Annotated in this window: 5 protein-coding genes; 4 read left to right on the top strand and 1 reads right to left on the bottom strand. The window is 40.0% G+C overall.

All coding sequences use genetic code 11. The features are described from left to right. Positions 1-221 precede the first annotated feature (221 nt). From ACRD69_RS00435 to ACRD69_RS00425, 3 genes are all read left to right on the top strand, one after another. Positions 222-1,316 (top strand): FAS1-like dehydratase domain-containing protein, encoded by a 1,095-nt coding sequence (locus ACRD69_RS00435; protein WP_430813081.1) that lies wholly within the window; start codon positions 222-224, stop codon positions 1,314-1,316. A gap of 361 nt (positions 1,317-1,677) precedes the next feature. Beyond that, entirely contained in the window at positions 1,678-3,846 is a 2,169-nt protein-coding gene (locus ACRD69_RS00430) for a T9SS type A sorting domain-containing protein (protein WP_430813080.1), read from the top strand. A 413-nt stretch (positions 3,847-4,259) separates the two neighbouring features. Beyond that, entirely contained in the window at positions 4,260-10,130 is a 5,871-nt protein-coding gene (locus ACRD69_RS00425; RefSeq protein ID WP_430813079.1) for a DUF8693 domain-containing protein, read from the top strand. A gap of 597 nt (positions 10,131-10,727) precedes the next feature. On the opposite strand, the gene ACRD69_RS00420 is transcribed toward ACRD69_RS00425, so the two are convergent. After that, a complete protein-coding gene (locus ACRD69_RS00420; RefSeq protein ID WP_430813078.1) occupies positions 10,728-11,084 on the bottom strand; it encodes a response regulator in 357 nt (118 codons plus the stop codon). A gap of 451 nt (positions 11,085-11,535) precedes the next feature. Between ACRD69_RS00420 and ACRD69_RS00415 the strand changes: the two genes are divergently transcribed. Then, entirely contained in the window at positions 11,536-21,630 is a 10,095-nt protein-coding gene (locus ACRD69_RS00415; RefSeq protein WP_430813077.1) for a DUF8693 domain-containing protein, read from the top strand. The last annotated feature ends 86 nt before the right edge of the window (positions 21,631-21,716 follow it).

The raw sequence follows: 21,716 nt of genomic DNA, 5'->3' as shown, positions 1-21,716 counted from the left end.
TAACAGGCTGTACATAAGTGCAGGTAAGTGCATGTGATTTTTTTAAACATCTTTCCTTATTATCTCAAAGGATGAAAAGATATGACCTGAAAATTTGAAAGTAGTAAGGCTAATTTGTTGTTATGATTGAAAGTTGAGCGTCAATTTCTTGCTACTGCCCTTGTATAGAGCATTATTTCTACCATTAAAAGCTTTATTTTTGTGACTCATTCAAATTAACCATGCAAGGATTTATTAAACCAAACAGAAAAGTGAATTATGGCTTGGATATTAACCGCGTATCCATAGGTCAGGAAATAGTTAGTCACTTTAATATCACCGTTGATGAGTCGGTTCATAGTTTATGGAGCGGACTGATGCCAACCTCTTCATACCCGGAGAATAGCCGTGAGTTTGCAGGGATTCTTGGTTTTCATGAGATGTTTTTACCCTATGGATTCCTGATGAACCTGACGCTGAGCCTGGGTGTTGAAAACTTTGCGCACTCAAGCCTCCTGCATCTTGAAATTCGTAATGCCTTGTACCTGAATCCTGCTTTTGCAGGAGATACTTTTTCATGTGTGATTAAGGTTAAAGATGTTAAGGATACCTCAAACGGTAATTATTCAACGGTTGTATCTGAGCATGTGTTATCCAATCAAAAGGGAGAGCCGGTATTTACCCTTGAACGTGTTACTTTGTTTCCCCGAATCAATATTATACAGGAAGCAGGTAATACCATGGCTGATTCATTGAAAAATCACCATTTTAAAGAGAAAATATTAGCTCGTGTAAGGGGTATATCCATTGAAAACAAAATTGACGATTTCAATGAGGGCGATTTGCTCTTGCATCCCTTTGTAAGGCCTGTGGGAAAAAGTGAAAACCTGTTTTGGGCCACCTATTTTAAAAACACACACCCGATCCATTTTAATTACCAGCGTTACAAACCGGGTGAGATTATTATATCAGGAGGTATTGTATTATCGATGGTATTGGGTATTTCAGGGCGTGAGTTCAGGCAATTATTGCTACCGCAGGTAGATAAAGCCTTTCATGTGGTGCCTGTAGTAGCCGAAGACAGGGTTGGAGCCTTTAGTTATATTAAAAGTAACAAGCAAATAATGCCAGGCTTCGAGGAAATTGAAGTACGAACATTCGGATTGCGCAATGTGGATACGGAGCCTGAATTGTCGGATGCAGATTTCCCACTGGAACTTTTCAATGGACTGGAACGTCCTGCTGATGTAGAGCGTATTCTTGAAGAGAAATGTCCGGCGCTAAAAGGAAAAATATGCTGTGTGGCCGATTGGAAAGCATTAAGAAAAGTGGAATAGAAGAAAACATTATAGAGGAGAAGCCCGTTTTATGACGGGCTTTTTTTGTGCTGAATAAATTTAGGTGATCATGAAAAGGTGCAATTGCTTAATATCATAATACTTAAGTGTGTGAGAGGTTCTCTGATTAATGTTTTATTGTCGGGAATGCACAATAACGTATTGAGGGTAAGTGTTGTATTCGTCTCTTAAAAAGGTTTAATCATCAAAGAATTTAATTCATTAATACAATATTATATTACTTTTGCAGAGTGCTTTCGTACAAAAAATATAGTTGTAACCATTTGTACTTTGTACGTATAAGTTACGAATATGGCTTATTTAAAGTGAATACAGCCTGATGCGAGAAAAATAATTGGATATGAGATATTTTTACACAGTTTTGCTAGTTATGTTTTGTGTGCTTTTTAATGCAAGTGCACAAGTATTACCTGATCCATTGAATGTTAGTGGGGTAACTGCAGAATACGATGGAGGAAACACTGCATCAATTACTCTTAGTGGTAATAGTGACATTAAGATTAATGGTAGTGTTACAACAGAATCTGTGACCATCGATGCGGGGTCATACCTTTTTGTAGCAGGTGATCTTGATATAATTACAAATGGAGCTGCGAAATTGACTGTTAATGGAACTCTTGTTGTAACAGGAAGCCTGAACATTCAGAGTAGTGGTAATAGTGAGGACAATACGATTGAAGCAACAGGGGTTCTTGTTGTTGGTGGAAGCTATGATATTGGTGGAAATAAGGAGACCAATGAAGGAACAGTATTCCTAAGTGACCCTAATGACGGAGGTGGTTTAGTTGGCGATGGTGGTGATTTAGGTGATTTAGGTGATTTGATTACCGCAGACCCACCTGTTCTGTCTGATGATGTTATTGAAGATCTGATTGAGAATGTTGATGATCCTACACTGATCCCGCCTGTTACATGGCAGGGAGGAACAAGTGATGTATGGACGGAAGCGACGAACTGGTTGGATGGCAATCAACCAACAGATTTTAGTAGAATTGTTATAGATAAGATTACAAATGGTTCAGATGCCAAGATCACCTCTTCGATGGGTGAGGTGAAGATCGCAGCCGTTACTATAACAACTGGTAGTTTATTAATTGAAGAAGGGGCAAGAGTAACCTTTTTAAATGATATTACCACCAATGGGAATTTAGTTGTATCTAATTCTGATGGAACTCCTTCATCTGTCATTTTTAAAGGTACTGTAACCGGTGATATTACTTTCACATGGACTTTAGGTGCCTTGCACTGGTGGTTTATGGGACATCCGATTTATAATCCATCCATGCAGGTATACAGAGATGTTGAATCAGGAGGTACAGAATACGCGTTGTATGATTATCAAAGCAGCGGTCTGGTTAATCTGGCAGATGACGCCGGTTTTGAATTTACTTCTACGGTTGATTCCGAAGATATACTTCGCGGATATCAATTCAAGGCTGTGAGTCAGGTAACCTTGTCTCATACAGGTCTTGTTAATAACAGTGATGTTTATGGCAGAACACTGCAAACAGGGTGGCAAATAGTGGCCAATCCTTATCCATCGCACTACCAACTACCTGTTAATGAGGATGGAACAGGCGATTTTGCAAGTACAGATGGTACAGTGTACGTTTCCAATTCGGATACAAATGCTGGTAAAAGCTTTGAAGCGTTTAATGTATTCAGTGGTCTTGGATCAACTTCTTTCGATGGAATTATTGCACCGGGACAGGCATTTTACATCAAAACTGCTGCAAGTGCAGGTGCTGGAGATAAATTGTATATGAGTGCCTCGAACAGGGTACATGCGACAGGTGTTTCATTAAAGTCGACAGCAAAGCCTGTTGAAACTGACGTATTAAGATTAAAGCTTAGTAATGACTTTGGTTTAACAGATGAGGCGGTTATTGCACTCAGAGAGAATGGCTCCTTTGAGATGAATAAATTTGACTCCCAACAGTTAATGCAAAGTGGAACGGATTACTCATTTATTTATTCAATGGTTGATGAGAAAAAGGCAGTAATTAACGTTTTGCCACAATTGACTTCCAATCATGGTCAGGCAATTGGTATTAAGGCTGTTGAAGGAAAGCAGTCGTTGAAAATAGTTGGTCTTGATAACCTTACTGAAGAATATGAAGTAGTGCTGGAAGATAAGGCAAATGGTAATCTGACACCAATGAGCAGCTCTACGGTTTATGAGTTTACTGCTGCTGCAGGAGAAGATCATTCACGCTTTGTTTTGCATTTTAATGTTACTCCAAAAACAGAAGTGCCAACTGATATCGATGATGTAAATGATAATGATATGGTCATTTACATACAAAATGGTTCAACTTTAATGGTTAGCAATGAATGGAATGTCAATGAGAAAAGAATTGATGTTTATACCTTGTCTGGTTCATTGGTAATGTCCGATAGTTTCACAGGTCGCAGGTTCTCAAAAGACTTAAATGTCAATGCCGGTGTTTACATTGTGAAAGTAAGTGGTGGAAATAAGGCCAGTCAGCAAAAAGTATTTATAAAATAATTATCCTGTCATAGATAGTATTTAAGCCTCCTTTTTTAGGGAGGCTTTTTTATTGCCATTAATAAAACAGGTTTAGCTTCTCATTTATCGGATTACCATAGACGATTTTCGTCAGTCATCCAAAGAGTATAGAAAAATAGGAAAGCATCACATTTCATACCATTATTCATGGTCATGAACTATTAGCATGCACAACAACAGTTAGTCCCTTTTTTCATCAATTTTTTTGGGGTAATTATCATAAAAAGTTGGTTATTTACTTCTAAGATGGCTTTCTTTGCGGCCGATTTAATACATCAGGTACTTAAAAGATGTTAATTGTTAGAATAAATGTAACATTTACATTTTAAAACGTACAAACCAATTGGTCGAATGTTTTGATTCGAACCAAGGGAACTCACACAACGAAAAAAATGAAATACAATTACATTGTCTTAACGCTTTTACTTCTGTTGGGGGCAGGAGTAAAAGCGCAGGTTAATCCATATTCGGATGGGGTTGTTATACCCGGGGGAACAAGTGTAAATGCAAGATGGTCGATTGCTGCTGGTACTTCAGTAAGTACAGCAGGTAATTTTACATCAGCAGCAGACGGAACCGTTAATGGGAATTTTACAGTGAATGGAGATTATACTCATTCCGGATGGTCAAGGGACCGATTTATTAGCGGTTCTGTCGTTGAGATATTTGGAAACTTATATGCCAGTCAGGAATTAAGAGTACAAAATGGGGCGACACTTATAGTGCATGGCGATTTTTATAATTACGGGGGTGGTGCCACACGTTTAGCCGGCAATATTGTTGTTAAAGGAGATGCATATCTGAGAAATACATCAATACGCAGCTCTGGTAATGTTGTGGTAGGAGGAAATATTACCATGACAGGAGGAAGTAGTGCATCTGGAGATATCTATGTTTTGGACCCTGATGCAACCATCAGCATTCCTGGTTGGATGGGAGTTACAACTGGTGATGAAACAGATTTTGTTAACAATGAGTCGGGAAATACTTCACTTAACGATGCAGTTCAACAGGTTGGATTAATAAGTAGTGTTGATGAACCAACAAACTTTACTTACGCAAACCTATCAGATGTTAATGTTGATCTTAGCTGGACAGCCAATGCAGACGGAGATGACGTGCTTATCACAATAGCCACAAGTGATTTGACCATTAACCCGGTCGATGCCACTACCTACTCAATAGGTGATAATATTGACGGAGCTACAGTTGTTTATGTGGGATCCGTTTCTCCTCAAACCGGAGTTAGTATAACGGAAGGAATAGACAATTACTTTACCATTTGGTCGGTTAACAGTTCCGGTGATTATTCACGGGCAGTTAAACTGACTGTAGATATGCTTTCGTCTTCAACACCTTTTTATGAAGACTTTGAAAGCGGAAACACCAATGCCTGGACAATAACATCAAGTAGGGGTAATACCTGGGTAATTGGTTCATCGGAAGCATATATGGGCGCCAGTTCGGCATATGTTTCAGATGATGGGACCGTAGCCGGTTATAATGAAAATACAGGAAGCACAGGATGGGTTGGTTTTGAGAAAACTATTGACCTGTCTTCGTCTGAATATAGTTCTTTTAAAAGCCTGGAACTGACTTTTTATTGGAAGGGCGTCTCAGAACCAGGGTATGATGGAGGTATTGTATATGATAACCAAACAAACACGACCTTAACAGGCGATTTAGAGCTGTCAGGGCAAGAAGTTTGGAAAGAAAAGGTCATTGATATTACTGACTATTTAAATGCTTCTTTTGAGTTGGGATTTTGGTTTTATTTCGATTGGAGTGCAGGTCAGGATCCGGCCTTATGTATTGATGAGGTTAGGATAACAGGTAGTGAAGTGGCGCGCCCTCAGAGTTTTACAGGCGTGGCAGAATCAACCTCACAGGTTAATTTGGACTGGACAAAAAGTGTTGATAATGATAATGTTATCATTGCATATTCTACATTTGGTTCAATAGGCCGTCCGCAAAGTGGGACAAGTTATTCGGTTGGTGATTATTTAGATGGAGGAGGGCAGGTGATTTATATTGGCTCAGCAAATTCATTTGAGCATTCGGGTGCTTTCACCGATGAATTAAACTACTCCATCTGGTCAGTAAAAAATGATATTTATTCATCTACTCTGTCAACGACAGTAAAACTTCCGGTTTCATTGCCATTTGAAGATGGCTTTGAAAATGATATTAGTGTTTGGGAGTTTAACAGTGGAGCTGACAATGAATGGGTAAGGGGTAAAGCTGAAGCTAATGGAGGAACACAGTCGGCATATATATCAAATGATCTTGGCATTACTGCTGGCTATAATAATTCTATATATTCAGATACCTACCTTGAATTAGAAGCTGATTTAAGAAATTATGAAACAATAACACTGAGCTTTGATTGGAAATCTAATGGAAGCTATAATAATTCCGGTCGTGTTTATATTGAGGATGTACAAATTAATGGTTCAACAGATACCTATAATTCAAGACGTTATTACGATCAAACCACATGGCAATCCGAATCGGTGACATTAGATGGAACAAATGCAAATTATAATGGAATAAAAACCATACGATTCAGATGGTATAATAATACATCAGGCTCTTCACAGAATCCGGGCTTTTGTGTTGATAACGTAAAAATATCTGGTACTATAGCTAATCCCGATGCTTTTACAGCAACAAATCCCAATGATTTGTTTAATAATTTGAATTGGGAAAAGAATATACACGGTGATGAGGTGCTTGTAGTGTGGTCAGGCGACGGAACTTTTGGTACTCCGGAAGAAGGTGTGATATATGATGAGGGTGATGTTATACCCGGAGGTGGCACAGTGCTGTTCATTGGTGACTTATTAAGTTATGTGCATTCACCGCTCAATTATGGGTCGGTATATTATTATAAAGCCTTTTCATCACGAAATGGTATTTATTCGTCGGGAATTGAGGCAAGTGCTAATACTCCTGCAAAAGTGTCGGTATTATTTGAAGATTGGGAAGATAACTCTGATGCTTATCCTGAATGGTCTTCAACTTACTCAGATGTCAGCTCAGCATCATGGTTATTGGGAGGTGCCGATGTTGTGTCCACTGGACTTCGTTCAGGCTATATAACGGCTGATGGTACAACTGCAGGATATGCTGAGTCGGGAGGAACCTATTCGGCCACCCTGTCTGTAACAGTAGACTTGTCAGATTTACATACAGCTAACCTTACCTTTGACTGGTTAAGTCTTGGTAATCCGTCTTATGATTATGGTTCGGTATATATTGGCACTACACAATTGGGGCAGGAGTACTCAGGTGAAGGCACCAATTGGTCAAAAGAATCTATTAGCCTCGATGCTTATGTAGGCAGTGTTCAAACTATTGAGTTTAGATGGAATAGTACAGGATCGGCCTATTATTCTCCGGCTTTTTGTATAGATAACATTGAAATAGGGGGTATTTACGAGCCAACTTCAACCATATCAAACGGGCTTAAAGTATCAGCTTCTGTGTCGTCTGTTTCAAATACTATTGCTGATGCTGTGGAGGTATTTTCTTTTGAACTGACAGATAAACCATCACAATATTCTGACATTACCCGTGTACAACAACTACTATTAAGTAAAGGTACTGCAAATACAATTAGTGATTGGAGTTCTGTTATTGAAGGAGCCAGGTTGTTTGGGCCGGATCTTGATGCCGCTGGTTTAGATGGTGTAATATCCAGCTCTGGAATTACTTTTACGGCAACTGATATGATCTTATTGGAAAATGAAAATGTCGCTGAAACGTATTCATTAAAAATATGGCTAAAGACAGATTTAAATACTAATGGTATTATTGACGGAGATGCATTCGACTTTGTTCTTGCAGGAAAAAACATGGTTACAGGCTTAGGTGATGATTTCATTAAATTAAATGAAGTGACAAGTGGAGCTATTACTATTGCTGTTGTGGCAACAGAGTTACGTTTTACTCAGCAGCCATCAGCCAATGCAACTATTAATAGCGTTTTGGGACAAATACCTGAAGTTGCTGCTACTGATTTAAATGGCAATGTCGATGTTGATTTTTCAACAGCTATTGTAATGGGTAATGATGATGGAGCAAGTGGCTCGGTTGGAATGATCAATGAAGCAGTTACACCTGTTAAAGGAGTAGCCTCATTTGTCAATTTAGCGTTTACTGAAACAGGAGTTGTGACCCTTTCGGCCATATCGGGTAGCTGGACATCGGATGTTTCAAATTCGGTCACCATTAGCAATTATTGCCAACCGACCAATAACTCTGCCGATCGTTATATTAGTAATGTCATCATTGAAAGTATTAATAATGCCAGCGGAGATAATGGTGGATACGCCGAATTTCTTGATCAGGTGGGTGCACTTGCTAAAGGTGAAACTTATAATATTAGTATAGGGGTAAGAAATAATACCGGAACAGGTTATGCCATTGTTTGGGTAGACTGGAATGGTAATGAGTCTTTCGAAAGTTCAGAGAGCTTTTCAGTCGGTAATACAAGTAATACTGGTACTCGTGTTATATCTGGTCAAATAGTTGTGCCGGCTGATGCGACATCGGGTATTACACGAATGAGGGTGCGTTTCTCTCAGCGAAGCAGTACATCAAACCCTTGTAATGATTCAAATGGAGAAGTGGAGGATTATTCTGTTAATGTGGCCTCTGAAGGTTGGTTAGGTCAAAATACTAACTGGAATGTTTCAAGTAACTGGTCAACAGGATCAGTACCTGATGGAACAACAGATATCTATATCCCTGAACATCCATTATATAACGATGCATTTCCAATTATTAACGGAACAGCCTTGATGAAAGACCTTGAAATTTCAAATAATGCATCATTAACAGTTCGCGCAGGAAGTTTAGTCACCATTAACGGAGCCATTACCAATAATGGTGATCTTATCATTGAAAATACCAACGCACAACCAGCATCTGTCATTACAAATCCTGCTAAAACAATTACAGGCGATGTAAGGGTTCGCTGGACCTATGCTCCATTGCACTGGTGGTTTACCGGGCACAGTATTTCCAACCCCGCTATTAGTACCTATACCAATATCCCGGTTAATGACAATACCAATAAGTATGCCCTGTATGAATATAGCGATGCAGGCAAGCTGATTCGTACTTCCGGGTTTAATACAGATCCTCTTTCAGGTGAACGTATTCGTGGTTACCAGTTTAAGACCATCAAACCTGTTACGCTTGAACATGTAGGTCAATTAAATAATGAAGCCTCATATTCAAAGGACGTGCAGGATGGATGGCAAATCATAGCAAATCCTTACCCAGCCTACTATCAGCTTCCTGAAGTGGCTGATAATACAGGCGATTTCGGAGCAACGGAGGGAACGGCTTACGTATCAAACTCAGCAACAAATGCCAGTAAGTATTTTGATACCTATAATGTATTTGCAGGCATAGCTTCACCACGATCGTTTGATGGAGTTATTGCACCAAATCAGGCCTTTTATATAAAAACTGCAGCCGGACAATATGGTACAGGTGCTACCATAACAATGGATGCAAACAACCTGAGTAATGCAGGCTCCAAACCAACATTGAAGTCGGGTAAGAGTGATGACAATGTAATACGCCTGCATCTGCGAAATGAATTCGACCTGAGTGATGAAGCTGTAATTGCCCTGTTCCCCGATGGAGAAAAAGGTATAACAAACAGAGATTCTGAGCAAAGGATGTACAGTGGAACCAACTACTCATATATTTATTCAATAGTAGAAGGTACTAAGCTTGTGATCAATGTGTTGCCAGATGAGCTGGTTAATTATAAACAAGCCTTGGGAGTTCAGGCAAAGAAAGGAAAGCAGTATTTGAAAATTACCGGCATTGAAGCGCTGAAAGTTGATTATAAAATTGTGCTGGAAGATAAGCAGGAGGAGACATTAACAACCATGAGCAGTTCGGTTACTTACGAGTTTGAAGCTGAGGAAGGTATTGATCATGAGCGATTTGTTTTACACTTTAAAGACAAGGGTATTGATATACCAACCGACATAGGTGATGTTGATGATGTCAAAGGGATTGGTATATATGTACAAGATCATTCAACTCTCACTATTGCATGTGAATGGGGTGTGAAAGACAAAACTGTTGAGGTATATGATCTGACAGGTTCTTTAATTATTAATGAGGTATTTAAAGGTGAATTTTACAAAGAAGAACTGAACGTTAAACCTGGTGTTTATATCGTTAAAGTAAACGGAGGACAGCACAGCTATCAGCAAAAAGTGTTTGTGAAATAGCTGAGTTGATATCTATTCATAGAAAAGCTGCCTCAAAATCTTTTGAGACAGCTTTTTTTGTATTCCTTTCACTATTATAAACTTGCTTATGAAGTGTGAAAAATTAAGCGTGCCAGAGTTAGCTCACTTCAAAAAAAGAACATTGATGTTCATCCTTTTCAAATGAGGTGTTATTGTCATTAATAATGCCTTTAGGTATTGAAATTTCATTGATTTTTCTTCGGTAATTCTTCGGTACCTCTTCGGTATTTCTTCGGTATTGCTTCGGATCAACCTCGCTGTCAGCGAGGTTGATCCCGAAGAAGACCCTTATATGGTAGGAAGCAGGTGCTTTTTTAACAGGAAGAAAAAAAGGTGTGTTATTTTATCTGTTTTGATAGATATGGGGCCTCGCTTGAGAGCTGTACTGATCATATAAAATACCATTTTTCGATCAGATCCTTGCGATTTAAGTTATCGATACAAATTGAGGATTTGCCCCTTTAAACCGGAAATATAATGAAACAGGATGTTATACACACAGGTGTAATGTGCCTGCATGTTGATAGCCCGATAGCTTATTCTGCCATCGGGCAATTTTTATTTATTCTTATAAGTTTATAGAGGAACTACTTTAATGGCTTGTTTAAATTCTTCTAAAACAACCGGTTTTTTTAAAAAGGCCTTTGCTCCGTAATATTCACAGGCACTAATGGTATCTTCTTCTGTATCACTTGAAACAACTACAACCGGAATGCCCATCCATTCTTCTTCCAGATCTTCCAGAATTGAAAAGCCATCTTTATTTGGCATGTGTAAATCAAGTAAGACTAAATCCGGTTGTTCAGCTACTATTTTCTTCCAGCCTTCTATACCATCATTAGCCTCTAAAACATCAACATCGTAGTTGCGTAACATGCCTTTTAAAATTAATCGGCTATCAGCAGCATCATCAACAATTAATATCTTCTTCACCATTATAAATTTACTAGTTTATACTCGATTCTCTCTTATTAAAAATACTAACAAAAATTTACTTAATCACCTGATAAATAACTGATAGTGAGTAAGTGTTTCTGGTCAAAACAGACATCGGTCCTTGTAAAAGTTAAGTTGGTCACCAAAATATTGTCACTGGTCATAAAAGTAACTGACTGTAAAGAAATTGTAAAGTATATCAGCTGTTATAGTCATTTGTCGAACAAATTGAGCTGTTGGTCAAATATTTAAAGTTGTTAGTTTACTGATCTTTAGCCTATAAGTGACAGATTGATAGGGATTAAAGTTTTTTTTAATATTATATAGCTTATAACCTTCCATCGTTATGTCAGTATTATAAAGCGGAATAATTATATTTTTGTGTTCTTATATGGTCTGTGCAGCAGACTATACACCCAAAGTTTACATCGCTTGAAAACTCGATTTTATGAAATATACTTCTACTAATGGAATTATATGCTTGTTGCTATTAGTGTTAACAAGTAGTGTTTATGGTCAAAATATTGGAGATTATCAATCAGCTGCCGATGGAGATTGGTCTGCTTTATCCACATGGGTTCGATGGGATGGTGATTCGTGGGAAACACCTTTAGTGGCTGAGGGTTACCCGGGAGAAAACAGTAATGCCGGTGTTGTTACCTTAATGAGCGGGGATGACGTCACTGTAGATGTTTCACCCGCTAACTCTGTTGCAGAACTAAATTTTGAAACAGGGAGTGGCAGCAGGATAAGGCTTTATTTCAGCAGCGGTCGCACATTAAACGTTACCGGAGCTGTTAATTTTACAAATCCTTCAGGTGGTAATGATCAGTATATTTATGTCGATGCTGGTATATTAAATTGCGGATCAGTAAATATGGCTGATACCGATCAAAACAGTTCCGATCACCAACTACGTATCAGCACCGGTACAGTTACTGTATCAGGAGATATAATCATGCTGGGAGGCTATGATCGAAATTACGTCAATTTTGATGGAGGAGGAACGCTTAATGTCGGAGGAAGCATGACCGGCGGTCGTTTTGATCGTAGTAACAATAGTGGTAGTACGGTTAACTTCAATGGTACAAGTGGTACACAGACGATTGATTCCTACCGCTTCGAAAATGTAGAGTTTAACGGCAATGCTCAAAAAGTACTGGCCGGTAATATCAATGTTGATGTAAGTTGTATAGTTCGCGCTAATTCAAACTTATACCTTGGCGGATATCAACTTATGGACAATGGTTCCACTACTTTTACACTTAATGACGGAGCTACATTAGGCATTGGGCATGCCAGTGGAATTGAGGCAACTGCCGATATTGGTAATATTCTTTTGGATAACCGTACTTACAGTACATTAGCCAATTATATATACAATGGCACAGCTGCCCAGGTGCCAGGTACAGGATTACCGGCAACTGTCAATCAACTAAGCATTGAATTTCCAGGGAATTTGACGGTTAATAATCCAATGACTATTTCTTCTAACCTCAACCTGCAGGGTGGAAGTTTAATACTTGGCAGTAATGATTTAATACTTGAGGATGGAGCAACGGTGACCGGGACTTTTGACAGCGACCATATGATTGTGGTTGACGGAGCTTCAGTTACCCGGCAAAGTGCTTCCTTGGCAGGCTTTAACATGACGCTTCCGCTGGGAACATATAATGCAGGTGGGGGGGTATATGAGTATACGCCCATGGTTATTTCTAACCTGACAGGTTCTATTTCGGGAACTGCTGAAGTGAATGTGAAACTAGTAAATACCAATGCCCCTAACGGTAATGCACTTGATTTGCTAAGGTATTGGGAGGTTACCGAAACTAATTTCTTATCGGTAAGCGCAGATATAGACTTCTATTATGCAGACACTGATGTAGCAGGCGATGAGTCTAAATATGAATTTAAAAGAGCAGACGATACAAGCACAACTGTTTGGAATGATCCGGCTAACGCGTCTGTGGATACTGGAACTAATATCTTATCAACAAGCGGAAGTTCTGTTATTGAGGGTGTCTGGACCGCTCAAGAACCAATTGTTGCCTGGTATACCTTAAAAACCGGTAACTGGAGCGATCCTTCCATATGGACCAATGACCCCTCAGGGGCCTTACCAATTCCTGGTAATACCTATTATCCACAGGTAGCCTCTGATAATGTTGTCATTAAAAGTGGCCGGGAAGTGACAATGGACATAGACAATGTTAACTGTAACTATTTAACCATTGAAGGTGAACTAAGATTGGGAACAACTTCTGGTCATTCATTCAGCAAAATACTTGGTAACGGTCGGGTATACATGGAAGCGGATAACTTCCCGGCAGGTGATGCTACTCACTTTGCCACTAAAAACCAGGGTGAAGGTACAGCCATATTCCAGGGAAGCGGTTATTCGATCAGTACTGCTCATACTTTTTATGATGTTGAGGTAGAACTGACCAATACTATAGCTCAAATAACGATGCTGGCCGATTTAACGGTTAATAATAACCTTACCTTGAAAACCGGTATTTTAAGAATCAATGATGACACGGAAACAAGTGTGTTAAATCTTAATGTGACTGGTAATGTTGATGTTCAGGCTGATGCATCCCTTACAGTAGGACAGGGGAATACAGCCGGTACATATGCAATAGGCGGAACAATGCCTGCTGTGGGGCAATACCACGGTATTTATCACCAGGTTATCATCAGTGGTGATTTTATCAACCGTGGAAATGTTCGTTTAAGCAACGAAACGGCACCACGCTATGATCAGTTTAGTTACCTTGGAGCAGCTACCTTAAGAATGCAGGGAGCAGCTAATAGCAATATGAGTCTTTATGGTACAACAGATCTGTATAATCTGGTAATTGAAAAAGGAGTTGATAAAACCTATCAACTGGAATTATATGCTGATAATGCGACATACTTCAGACTATTTGGCGCTAATAATGTGGGAAGAGTAGAAAGTTCTCCCTACTCCAGCTCTAATCCTGAAGTACGAAAAGCACTTTGGATCCACCAGGGAACGCTTAAGCTTACAGGTAGTATCCATATTCCAACATTAAGTGAGGGGAATCTAAGTGGTGGAAATGGTGACTATGCCATTGGTGAGTATGGCAAAATGATTATATCAGGTGCCAATGTGGAGGTATACTCAACTGCAGAAACGCAAAGCCAGATTCCAGGTTTTGAGTCATCAGCCATTGGCGTTAACGCCAGCGGTAGTCACAGTGCCATGTCATTATTTGGCGACTTCCAGATAGATGATGGTGTTTTTGATACACGTAACAGTTATGGTTTTGTTTATTGGGCTGCTGCCAACCCTCTTATCGAAATTAATGGAGGTGTGGTTTCTGTTGGTCGACTTTACCAGGTTGGATCAGGACCTGTTTCCTTTATTCAGACAGGTGGTAGTTTGGCAGTAAATGATAGTCACTTTGACCTGAGTAGTGAAGATGCTGTTTTCCAGATGTCAGGTGGAGAAATAGAATTAAGAAACGGTGATTTTATTATCGGATCAAAGGAAGGTAATTACAGTGTAACAGGTGGTACTGTCAGATTTGAGCTGAATGCAGATCGCACACTTAATAGTACAGCCAATTTATATAACCTGATTATTAATACACAGTCGGGAAATAGGGAATTAGACCTGTCGCAGCCATTAATTGCCAGCAATGATGTTAGTGTTAATGATGGAGCGTTTATAAACCATGGAGGAAGAAGTGTGACTATCGGGCGCAATTTTACCATTGCCGACGGAGCCAATAATCATGGTTACTCAACAACCAATAACACCTTAACCTTTAATGGTACTGAAGATGCCACATTCTATATTGGTCATCCATATACCGATAATTATGAGTTGGTTATTAATAATTTAACGATCAATAAGCCTGTAGGTAAACGTTTAACTGTTGCCTCGAGTCCTGAAAAAAAGGCCGCTTATGTTGAGGCCAACGAGCCATCTAACCTGTGGTATGCTCGTATTATTCAGGTCAAGAATGACCTAAGGGTTGAGAGTGGTATTCTTGATCAGGGAGATCAGGCCATAAGAATGTACGGTCCTTTGTTTGTTGGAGCAGATGGTGTTTGCGGTATATACGAACCGGGAACAACACATAAGGATGCATTGGTGATGGTTAAAGATGTTGTTAGCATTACAACCGAAACGGGTGCTGAATTAGGTAATATTAAAATGAATCCGGCACCACAGGATAAGATATTTGATCTGACAAGTGATGTGGTCATTAAGCGGATAAGTTACCACCACGGTCGTATGAACCTTGGTGCGTATAATTTAAAGGTTGACTATATACACAAAGGAGGAACGCTTACCCCCTATGAAGTGTCTGACGGTAGGGAGTCAGATGAGATGTTCATAACAGGAGGGAACGCTTCAGATGGCGGTCTGTCAGTGTTAATTCATGCCGATGGAACATATGCTTATCCGATTGGTGTGTCAGGTAAATATACGCCTGCAGAACTGACCGTAACAAACTATGCCAATAATGGCTATGTAACCATTCGTCCTGTACAGGGAGAGTTGACAACAACTAATTTAAGTGGCGGTAACTTATTAGATTATTACTGGCGCGTTGGATATTCCGATTTTACCACTTTACCGACAGCACAATATCAATTTACATTTAATGATGCTGATGACCTAGCCGGTGATAAGGCCAACTTTTACCCAGGTAAAGTTTTGGATGACTCGCCTTATACCCGATTCCATGAAGGACTTCAATCAAATGTAAATACCACTAACAATACAATTACGTTTAACGATTCGCAAACAACAACAGATGACGCAGATGGAAACCCAATTGTGATTAGTAATACTGGAGCAGGATTTACACTTGAAGAAGCCAATTACACAGCTGGGGTGATCGGACGTTTTGAGGGTGCTGTTAAGATTTTCTATTCACGGCGAGATGGGGACGGTAATAACATTAACTGGTCCAATACCAGTACCTGGACATACGGTGAAAATGCCAGCTATGGCAAGCATGATAGCCGCCAGGCACAGGCAGATGCTGTTCCGGGACCTGGTGATGTAGCAGTTATTGGATGGGTGCCCTGGGATGCAGATGCTTCTCTTTCTGCTTATTATGGTATGCCACACGGTGTAGATGCAGACGGTAACATAACCTGTGCTGAAATAGTGTTTAATCAAATGCAGGATGCCAGTGGTAACCCTGTTCCACGAGCTTATCGATATAACTTCCAGTTCAGACCAACGATATGTATTAATAATGGACGTTCTTTAACAGCAAATATGGTTCGCGGTGAAGGAATGTTCTGGAATCGTCAGTCAGATCCGGATATGAGTACAATGGATTTAGGGGAGTTTGCTGCCAACGACAGTTCTTACGTTCTTTATGAGATCACAGCTTCGACACTTAATAATACACCAGATGTTTTTCCAAACCTATTAGTTGCTACAAGCGGATGGGGAGGATCCAACTTTACATTTACCTTTACTAAAGACATTGTAACCAATGGTAACTTTGAAATATTGGGTGATGGAAATGTTCAGTTGAACAATGGAGCCACTGGTGATATAACCATTGGTCGTGACTTGCTAATGTTTATGCGCTCAAGTGGTGGCGGTGCTCAACTTTTCTATCAAAACTCAGGTACAGCAAGAACTGTGACAGTTGGTCGTGATATTGTAATGAGTAACACTGGAAACCGCTTGTATATTTCAGGCTCTGGAGGTACAGAACTTGATCATAGATTATATGTTAATCGAAATATTCAACAAACTGAATCAGGAGATGGACTTGATCTGTGGACATCAAATACAGCTGAGCATGTAACGCTTTATCTGGAAGGAACAGATAATATGACATTTGATGTTGAGGCCGCATCCACTACACCTGATTTATATAGGGTTATTGTTAATAAAGGAACAGACCAAACTGTTTCGGCAAGTTTTAACAGCGATTTCAATCTCAATGGCGAAACCAATGGCACAAGTGATACAAAAGCACTTGATTTGCAAAGTGGAACACTGACTTTAAATCATGCTGATATAAATATTAACCTGACTACGGGAAGTGATAACTTTGATATTCCTTCTACAACTGCTTTAGTATTACAAAGTGGAGCCACTGTAAATGCCAGTGGTACGTCAGGTATCTATCTGGATGGAAGACTGGCCATTGAAAATGGAACGGTTAACATGCACGGGGCTGATAATCCAATTGTATATTCAGCATCGGGTAGTGCTGCGTTAAGTATTGATGCCGGTAACCTGATTGTCGGAGGTCAGATAAGAAGAGGTACCGTTACTGATGTTGGTATCTTATCATTCACTCAAACAGGAGGTGCGGTAAGAGTTGGTACCAGTTCAGCAACAGCATCCAACCGAGGAGTATTCGAAATATTAGGAACAGGTAGTCAGTTTAATCAGACAGGCGGAACTTTAAGCATTGAAAATGCGCAGGCTTCAGCTACTGTTGCGGCTGTTTTACTTGAACCGGAAACAAGTAGTATAGGAGCCTCTTCTTCAGTGCATATTGGCGGAGCATCAACCGGTGCCGGACAAACAATAGGAATTAACTCAGCAGTGGCTTTAAACAACCTTGTTGTTGATAACACCAGTGGAAATAATCCGATGGCGCAACAAGTAGTAAGAAGCTTAACGCTAAGTGGTGGTCTTCAGATAGATGCTAATACTCAATATGATGCTGCCGGGCTGGACTTATACATTGGCGGAGATTTAACTGCTACAGGAACATTTATACCTAATAGTAACTCAACTTATCTTAACGGTTCTGCCACTCAAACCATTTATGGCGATGTTAATTTCTATAACCTGGAGAAGAGCGGAACTCAGGAGTTGGTATTAGATGCGGCAGGTGCTAATCTTGATATCGATAATAACTTTACGTTTGCAGGTGGTACCTTAACTTCAAATGCCAATGAAGTTCAGGTGCAACGCAACGTATCTTTTGATGGTACACAGCTTATTACAGGTGGAAACGGATTAATACTAAATGGTACCCTTGCTCAGAATTTATCAGGGGCCGGAACCTTTGATATTTTAAGTGTCAACAATATTAACGGTGTGGATGTGCCATTGGGTAATCAGTTGTCCATTAATAAAAGTCTGAGATTAGAGAGTGGAGTATTCAATATTGATAAGAACCTGTTGATTATGAATGAAGGAAGTACAATTGAAGCGGTAAGTCCTTTCTCATCAAGCAACATGATCCAAACCAATATATCGTTTACTGATAATGGTGTGAGAAAGTACTTTAATACAACACCTAAAACATTTGTTTATCCAATGGGATCTGGCGGAAAGTACACACCGGTCAGCATACGTATTGACTCTAACACATCAAGTACCGGTTATATAACGGTTAAGGCAGCGGATGAATACCATCCAAGTGTCCTTGACCCAACCAACGTTCTGGATTATCACTGGATTCTTAAGTCAGAAAATATAACAGGATTCACCGGTGAGATACGTATGAATTACGATCCGAATGATGTTCAGGTGAGTGGAGGTAATACTATTAACGATTATATATCGGCCCGATTACTGGCCGATGGTTCAGGAGAATGGAATAAACCATTCGGTGTTATTGACCAGTTGAACGATGAATTGGTATACACCTACGGAACAGCTATTACAAGTTCAGAGTTGACAGGAGATTATACAGCAGGTGTTGACGCGGCTATTCCAGACCAGGTGCCTACTTATATTTCGGTTACTGATGGTCTGTGGAATGATGCATCAACATGGGATACTTATCCAACAGCAGGAGAAGGTGTACCTGCCGGAGGTCCCCGCGGTTCAATCGTAATCATTGATAGTGGAACAAATGTGACAGTATCTGCCGATGCGGTTTCATCTTATCAAACAAGCATTAATGGTACATTATTACTAGGTACTACAGCAGCTCACCGTTTGGGAGATGTTGACGGAACAGGTACTTTGTCGGCTGAATGGGGTGTGATGCCTGCGGGTGTTTACGATAGCTTTGTGTCAGCAAGCGGAGGAACACTTGAGTATACCGGTAGTACAGATTATGCTGTATTAGGTGATCTGACAAGTGTCAACAATCTGACCTTTACAGGTACAAGTGAACGAAGACTGCCAAACCACAACTTAACCATATTAGGAAATCTGTTGATCAATGGTGCCGATGTTGTGAATACCAATGATAAGAATATTATTCTGAAGCAAAACCTAAGCTTTGATGCGGGTAGTTTTGACTCGGGAGATAACGGTGCCCGCGTTATATTCAGTGGTTCGGCCATACAAGCCATTAATGGCGCCTCTAACCTTACCGGAACTAATGGTATTGATTATTTTGAAATTGATAATAGTAACGGTTTAACAGTTGAGGTGGACGTTGACATTAAGAATTATCTGAATTTAAATAATGGTATTATTTTCAATACTTATGGCAATGATTTTGTTGTCAACAGTAACCTTGCCGCTGCAGTAATTGGAGGAGGAGCCAGTTCATATGTTCAAGGACCATTAACAAAACTGGTGAATAACGGTGACAGCTTCAGCTTCCCTGTTGGTGACGCCGACAGGTTGGGCGATGTGCTGATCAGTAATACCATTACTTCGGGCGCTCAATTGTGGTCGGCCGAGTATTTTAACCATAATCCGGGTAATGATAGCAAAGATCCTAACAGCGTAGCAGGCGATGTACAGTTTGTGAGTAAAAACGAGTACTGGCGTATTGAAGGACCGGCGTCATCGGAGGCTAATGTAACCCTGCGCTGGGATGATATTAGTGGTGTGACACCTGACGCAAACTTCAGAGTTGTTGATTGGCAAAGCACATCAGACTGGAATGAAGTATCAATTGATGCTCCGGTAGGAAACAGCACTGCAGGTACAGTGAGAACAAGCAGTAGAATTACATTTAACGAATTCGCTTCAGAAGGCAATTACTTTACGTTTGGTTCGATTTTAATACCAACATATACCTGGTTAGGTCTTACCAATGATTGGTTCTTAACAACCAACTGGAAGGGCGGAGTCGTACCAGGCGGAGGTACTAATATTACCATTTCCAATACGGGTCAGGCACCTGTTATTAATAATTCTACAGCAGCCAGTGTTAATGACCTGACAATTGATCACCTGGGTGGTTTAACACTGCAGGCTGGTTCTCAAATGACAGTTAACGGTGACCTGGTAACCAACGACCGACTTTATATTGTCAATACAGCGGCCGATCCGGCTTCTTTGATTACCAATGGTACAGTAACAGGCAATGTTGATGTGAGCTGGTCATATGGTGAGTTATACTGGTACTTTATCGGGCATTCAATCAGTAATCCGCTAATGCAAACTTACCGCGATATACCTGGAGCAACACCGGGTCAAAGTTATGCATTGTACGATTACCAGGATGGAGGAAACTTTGTTAACCTGGCAAGTGGCAGTCATGAGTTTACTGCAAATGACGAGTTGCGTGGTTACCAGCTTAAGTTCATATTGCCTGAGACGATTTCGCATACCGGAACACTGAATAATGATGCGACTTATAGTCGAGCTACTCAGGATGGTTGGCAAATAATGGCCAATCCATATCCGTCGTATTATAAAATTCCGCAGGCAGCTGTTGGAACTGGCGATTTAGCTCATTCAACAGGAACAGTTTATGTGTCGGTATCGGCTACCAATGCAACCAAATCATTTGAAACCTATAATGTTGCCCTGGGAACTTCTTCTCCGGCAAGCTTTAAAGGTATATTGGCACCATCGCAGGCATTCTATATCCAAACTGCCGCCACATCAACACCGGGTGTTGATCAGCTGCTGATGAGTGCTTCAAATCGCTTCCACGATGTGAACAAGACAAACCTGAAGTCAACTTCACAAGATGCCGAAGAAGATATTCTTCGTATTAAAATGGTCAATGACTTTGGTTTGGAAGATGAGGCAGTGATCGCATTGCGGGAGAAAGGAGATATGGAGATGAGTCGAATGGATTCAGAACAACGCTATTATAACGGTACCAATATTTCATATATCTATTCAATGGTTGATGGCACTAAAGCGGTTATCAACACCTTGCCAATGGAGATGTATAAAGAACAGGTTGCTTTGGGTGTTAACCTTAAAGCTGGTAACCATAGCATTCGTTTTGATGGCTTGAATACATTAAGCATTGACTACCCGCTTATATTAGAAGATAAAGTAATGGGAGTTAAGGTGGAAATGGATGCCAACTCGGAATATGCATTTACAGTCAATGAAGCTGCAGAGAACAATGATCGCTTTGTATTGCATTTTGGTAAAACCGACGTAGCCACCGATATTGATGATGAGTTGACAAACGCAAATAACAATGTGAAAGTATATGTCGAGAATTCATCTAAACTGGTAGTGAATTGTGAGTGGTCAGGTGATAAGCAGATTTACCTGTTTACGCTTGATGGTCGCATGGTATCTACTGATGAGTTCAGGGGTGAGCTATATACGAAAGACCTGCACCTGAAACCAGGTATTTATGTGGTGAAGATCATTGGTGACAATGATAAGCATGAACAAAAAGTGTTTGTAAAATAAGTTTTAGTTTGAAGTAGAAAGCCTGATATGCAATCGCGTATCAGGCTTTCTTTTTTTATGCTGGTTTAGCTGGGTAACTATATGAC

The organism is Carboxylicivirga agarovorans (assembly GCF_050589845.1).
GTDB lineage: Bacteria > Bacteroidota > Bacteroidia > Bacteroidales > Marinilabiliaceae > Carboxylicivirga > Carboxylicivirga agarovorans.
Note: the sequence above shows the minus strand (reverse complement) of the source record. Positions and strands in the feature narration are given on the sequence as shown.

What these genes read in the sequence shown, in the direction of transcription:
- ACRD69_RS00435 (WP_430813081.1), top strand. Translation starts at nt 222, where the DNA reads ATGCAAGGATTTATTAAACCAAACAGAAAAGTGAATTATGGCTTGGAT.
- ACRD69_RS00430 (WP_430813080.1), top strand. Translation starts at nt 1,678, where the DNA reads ATGAGATATTTTTACACAGTTTTGCTAGTTATGTTTTGTGTGCTTTTT.
- ACRD69_RS00425 (WP_430813079.1), top strand. Translation starts at nt 4,260, where the DNA reads ATGAAATACAATTACATTGTCTTAACGCTTTTACTTCTGTTGGGGGCA.
- ACRD69_RS00415 (WP_430813077.1), top strand. Translation starts at nt 11,536, where the DNA reads ATGAAATATACTTCTACTAATGGAATTATATGCTTGTTGCTATTAGTG.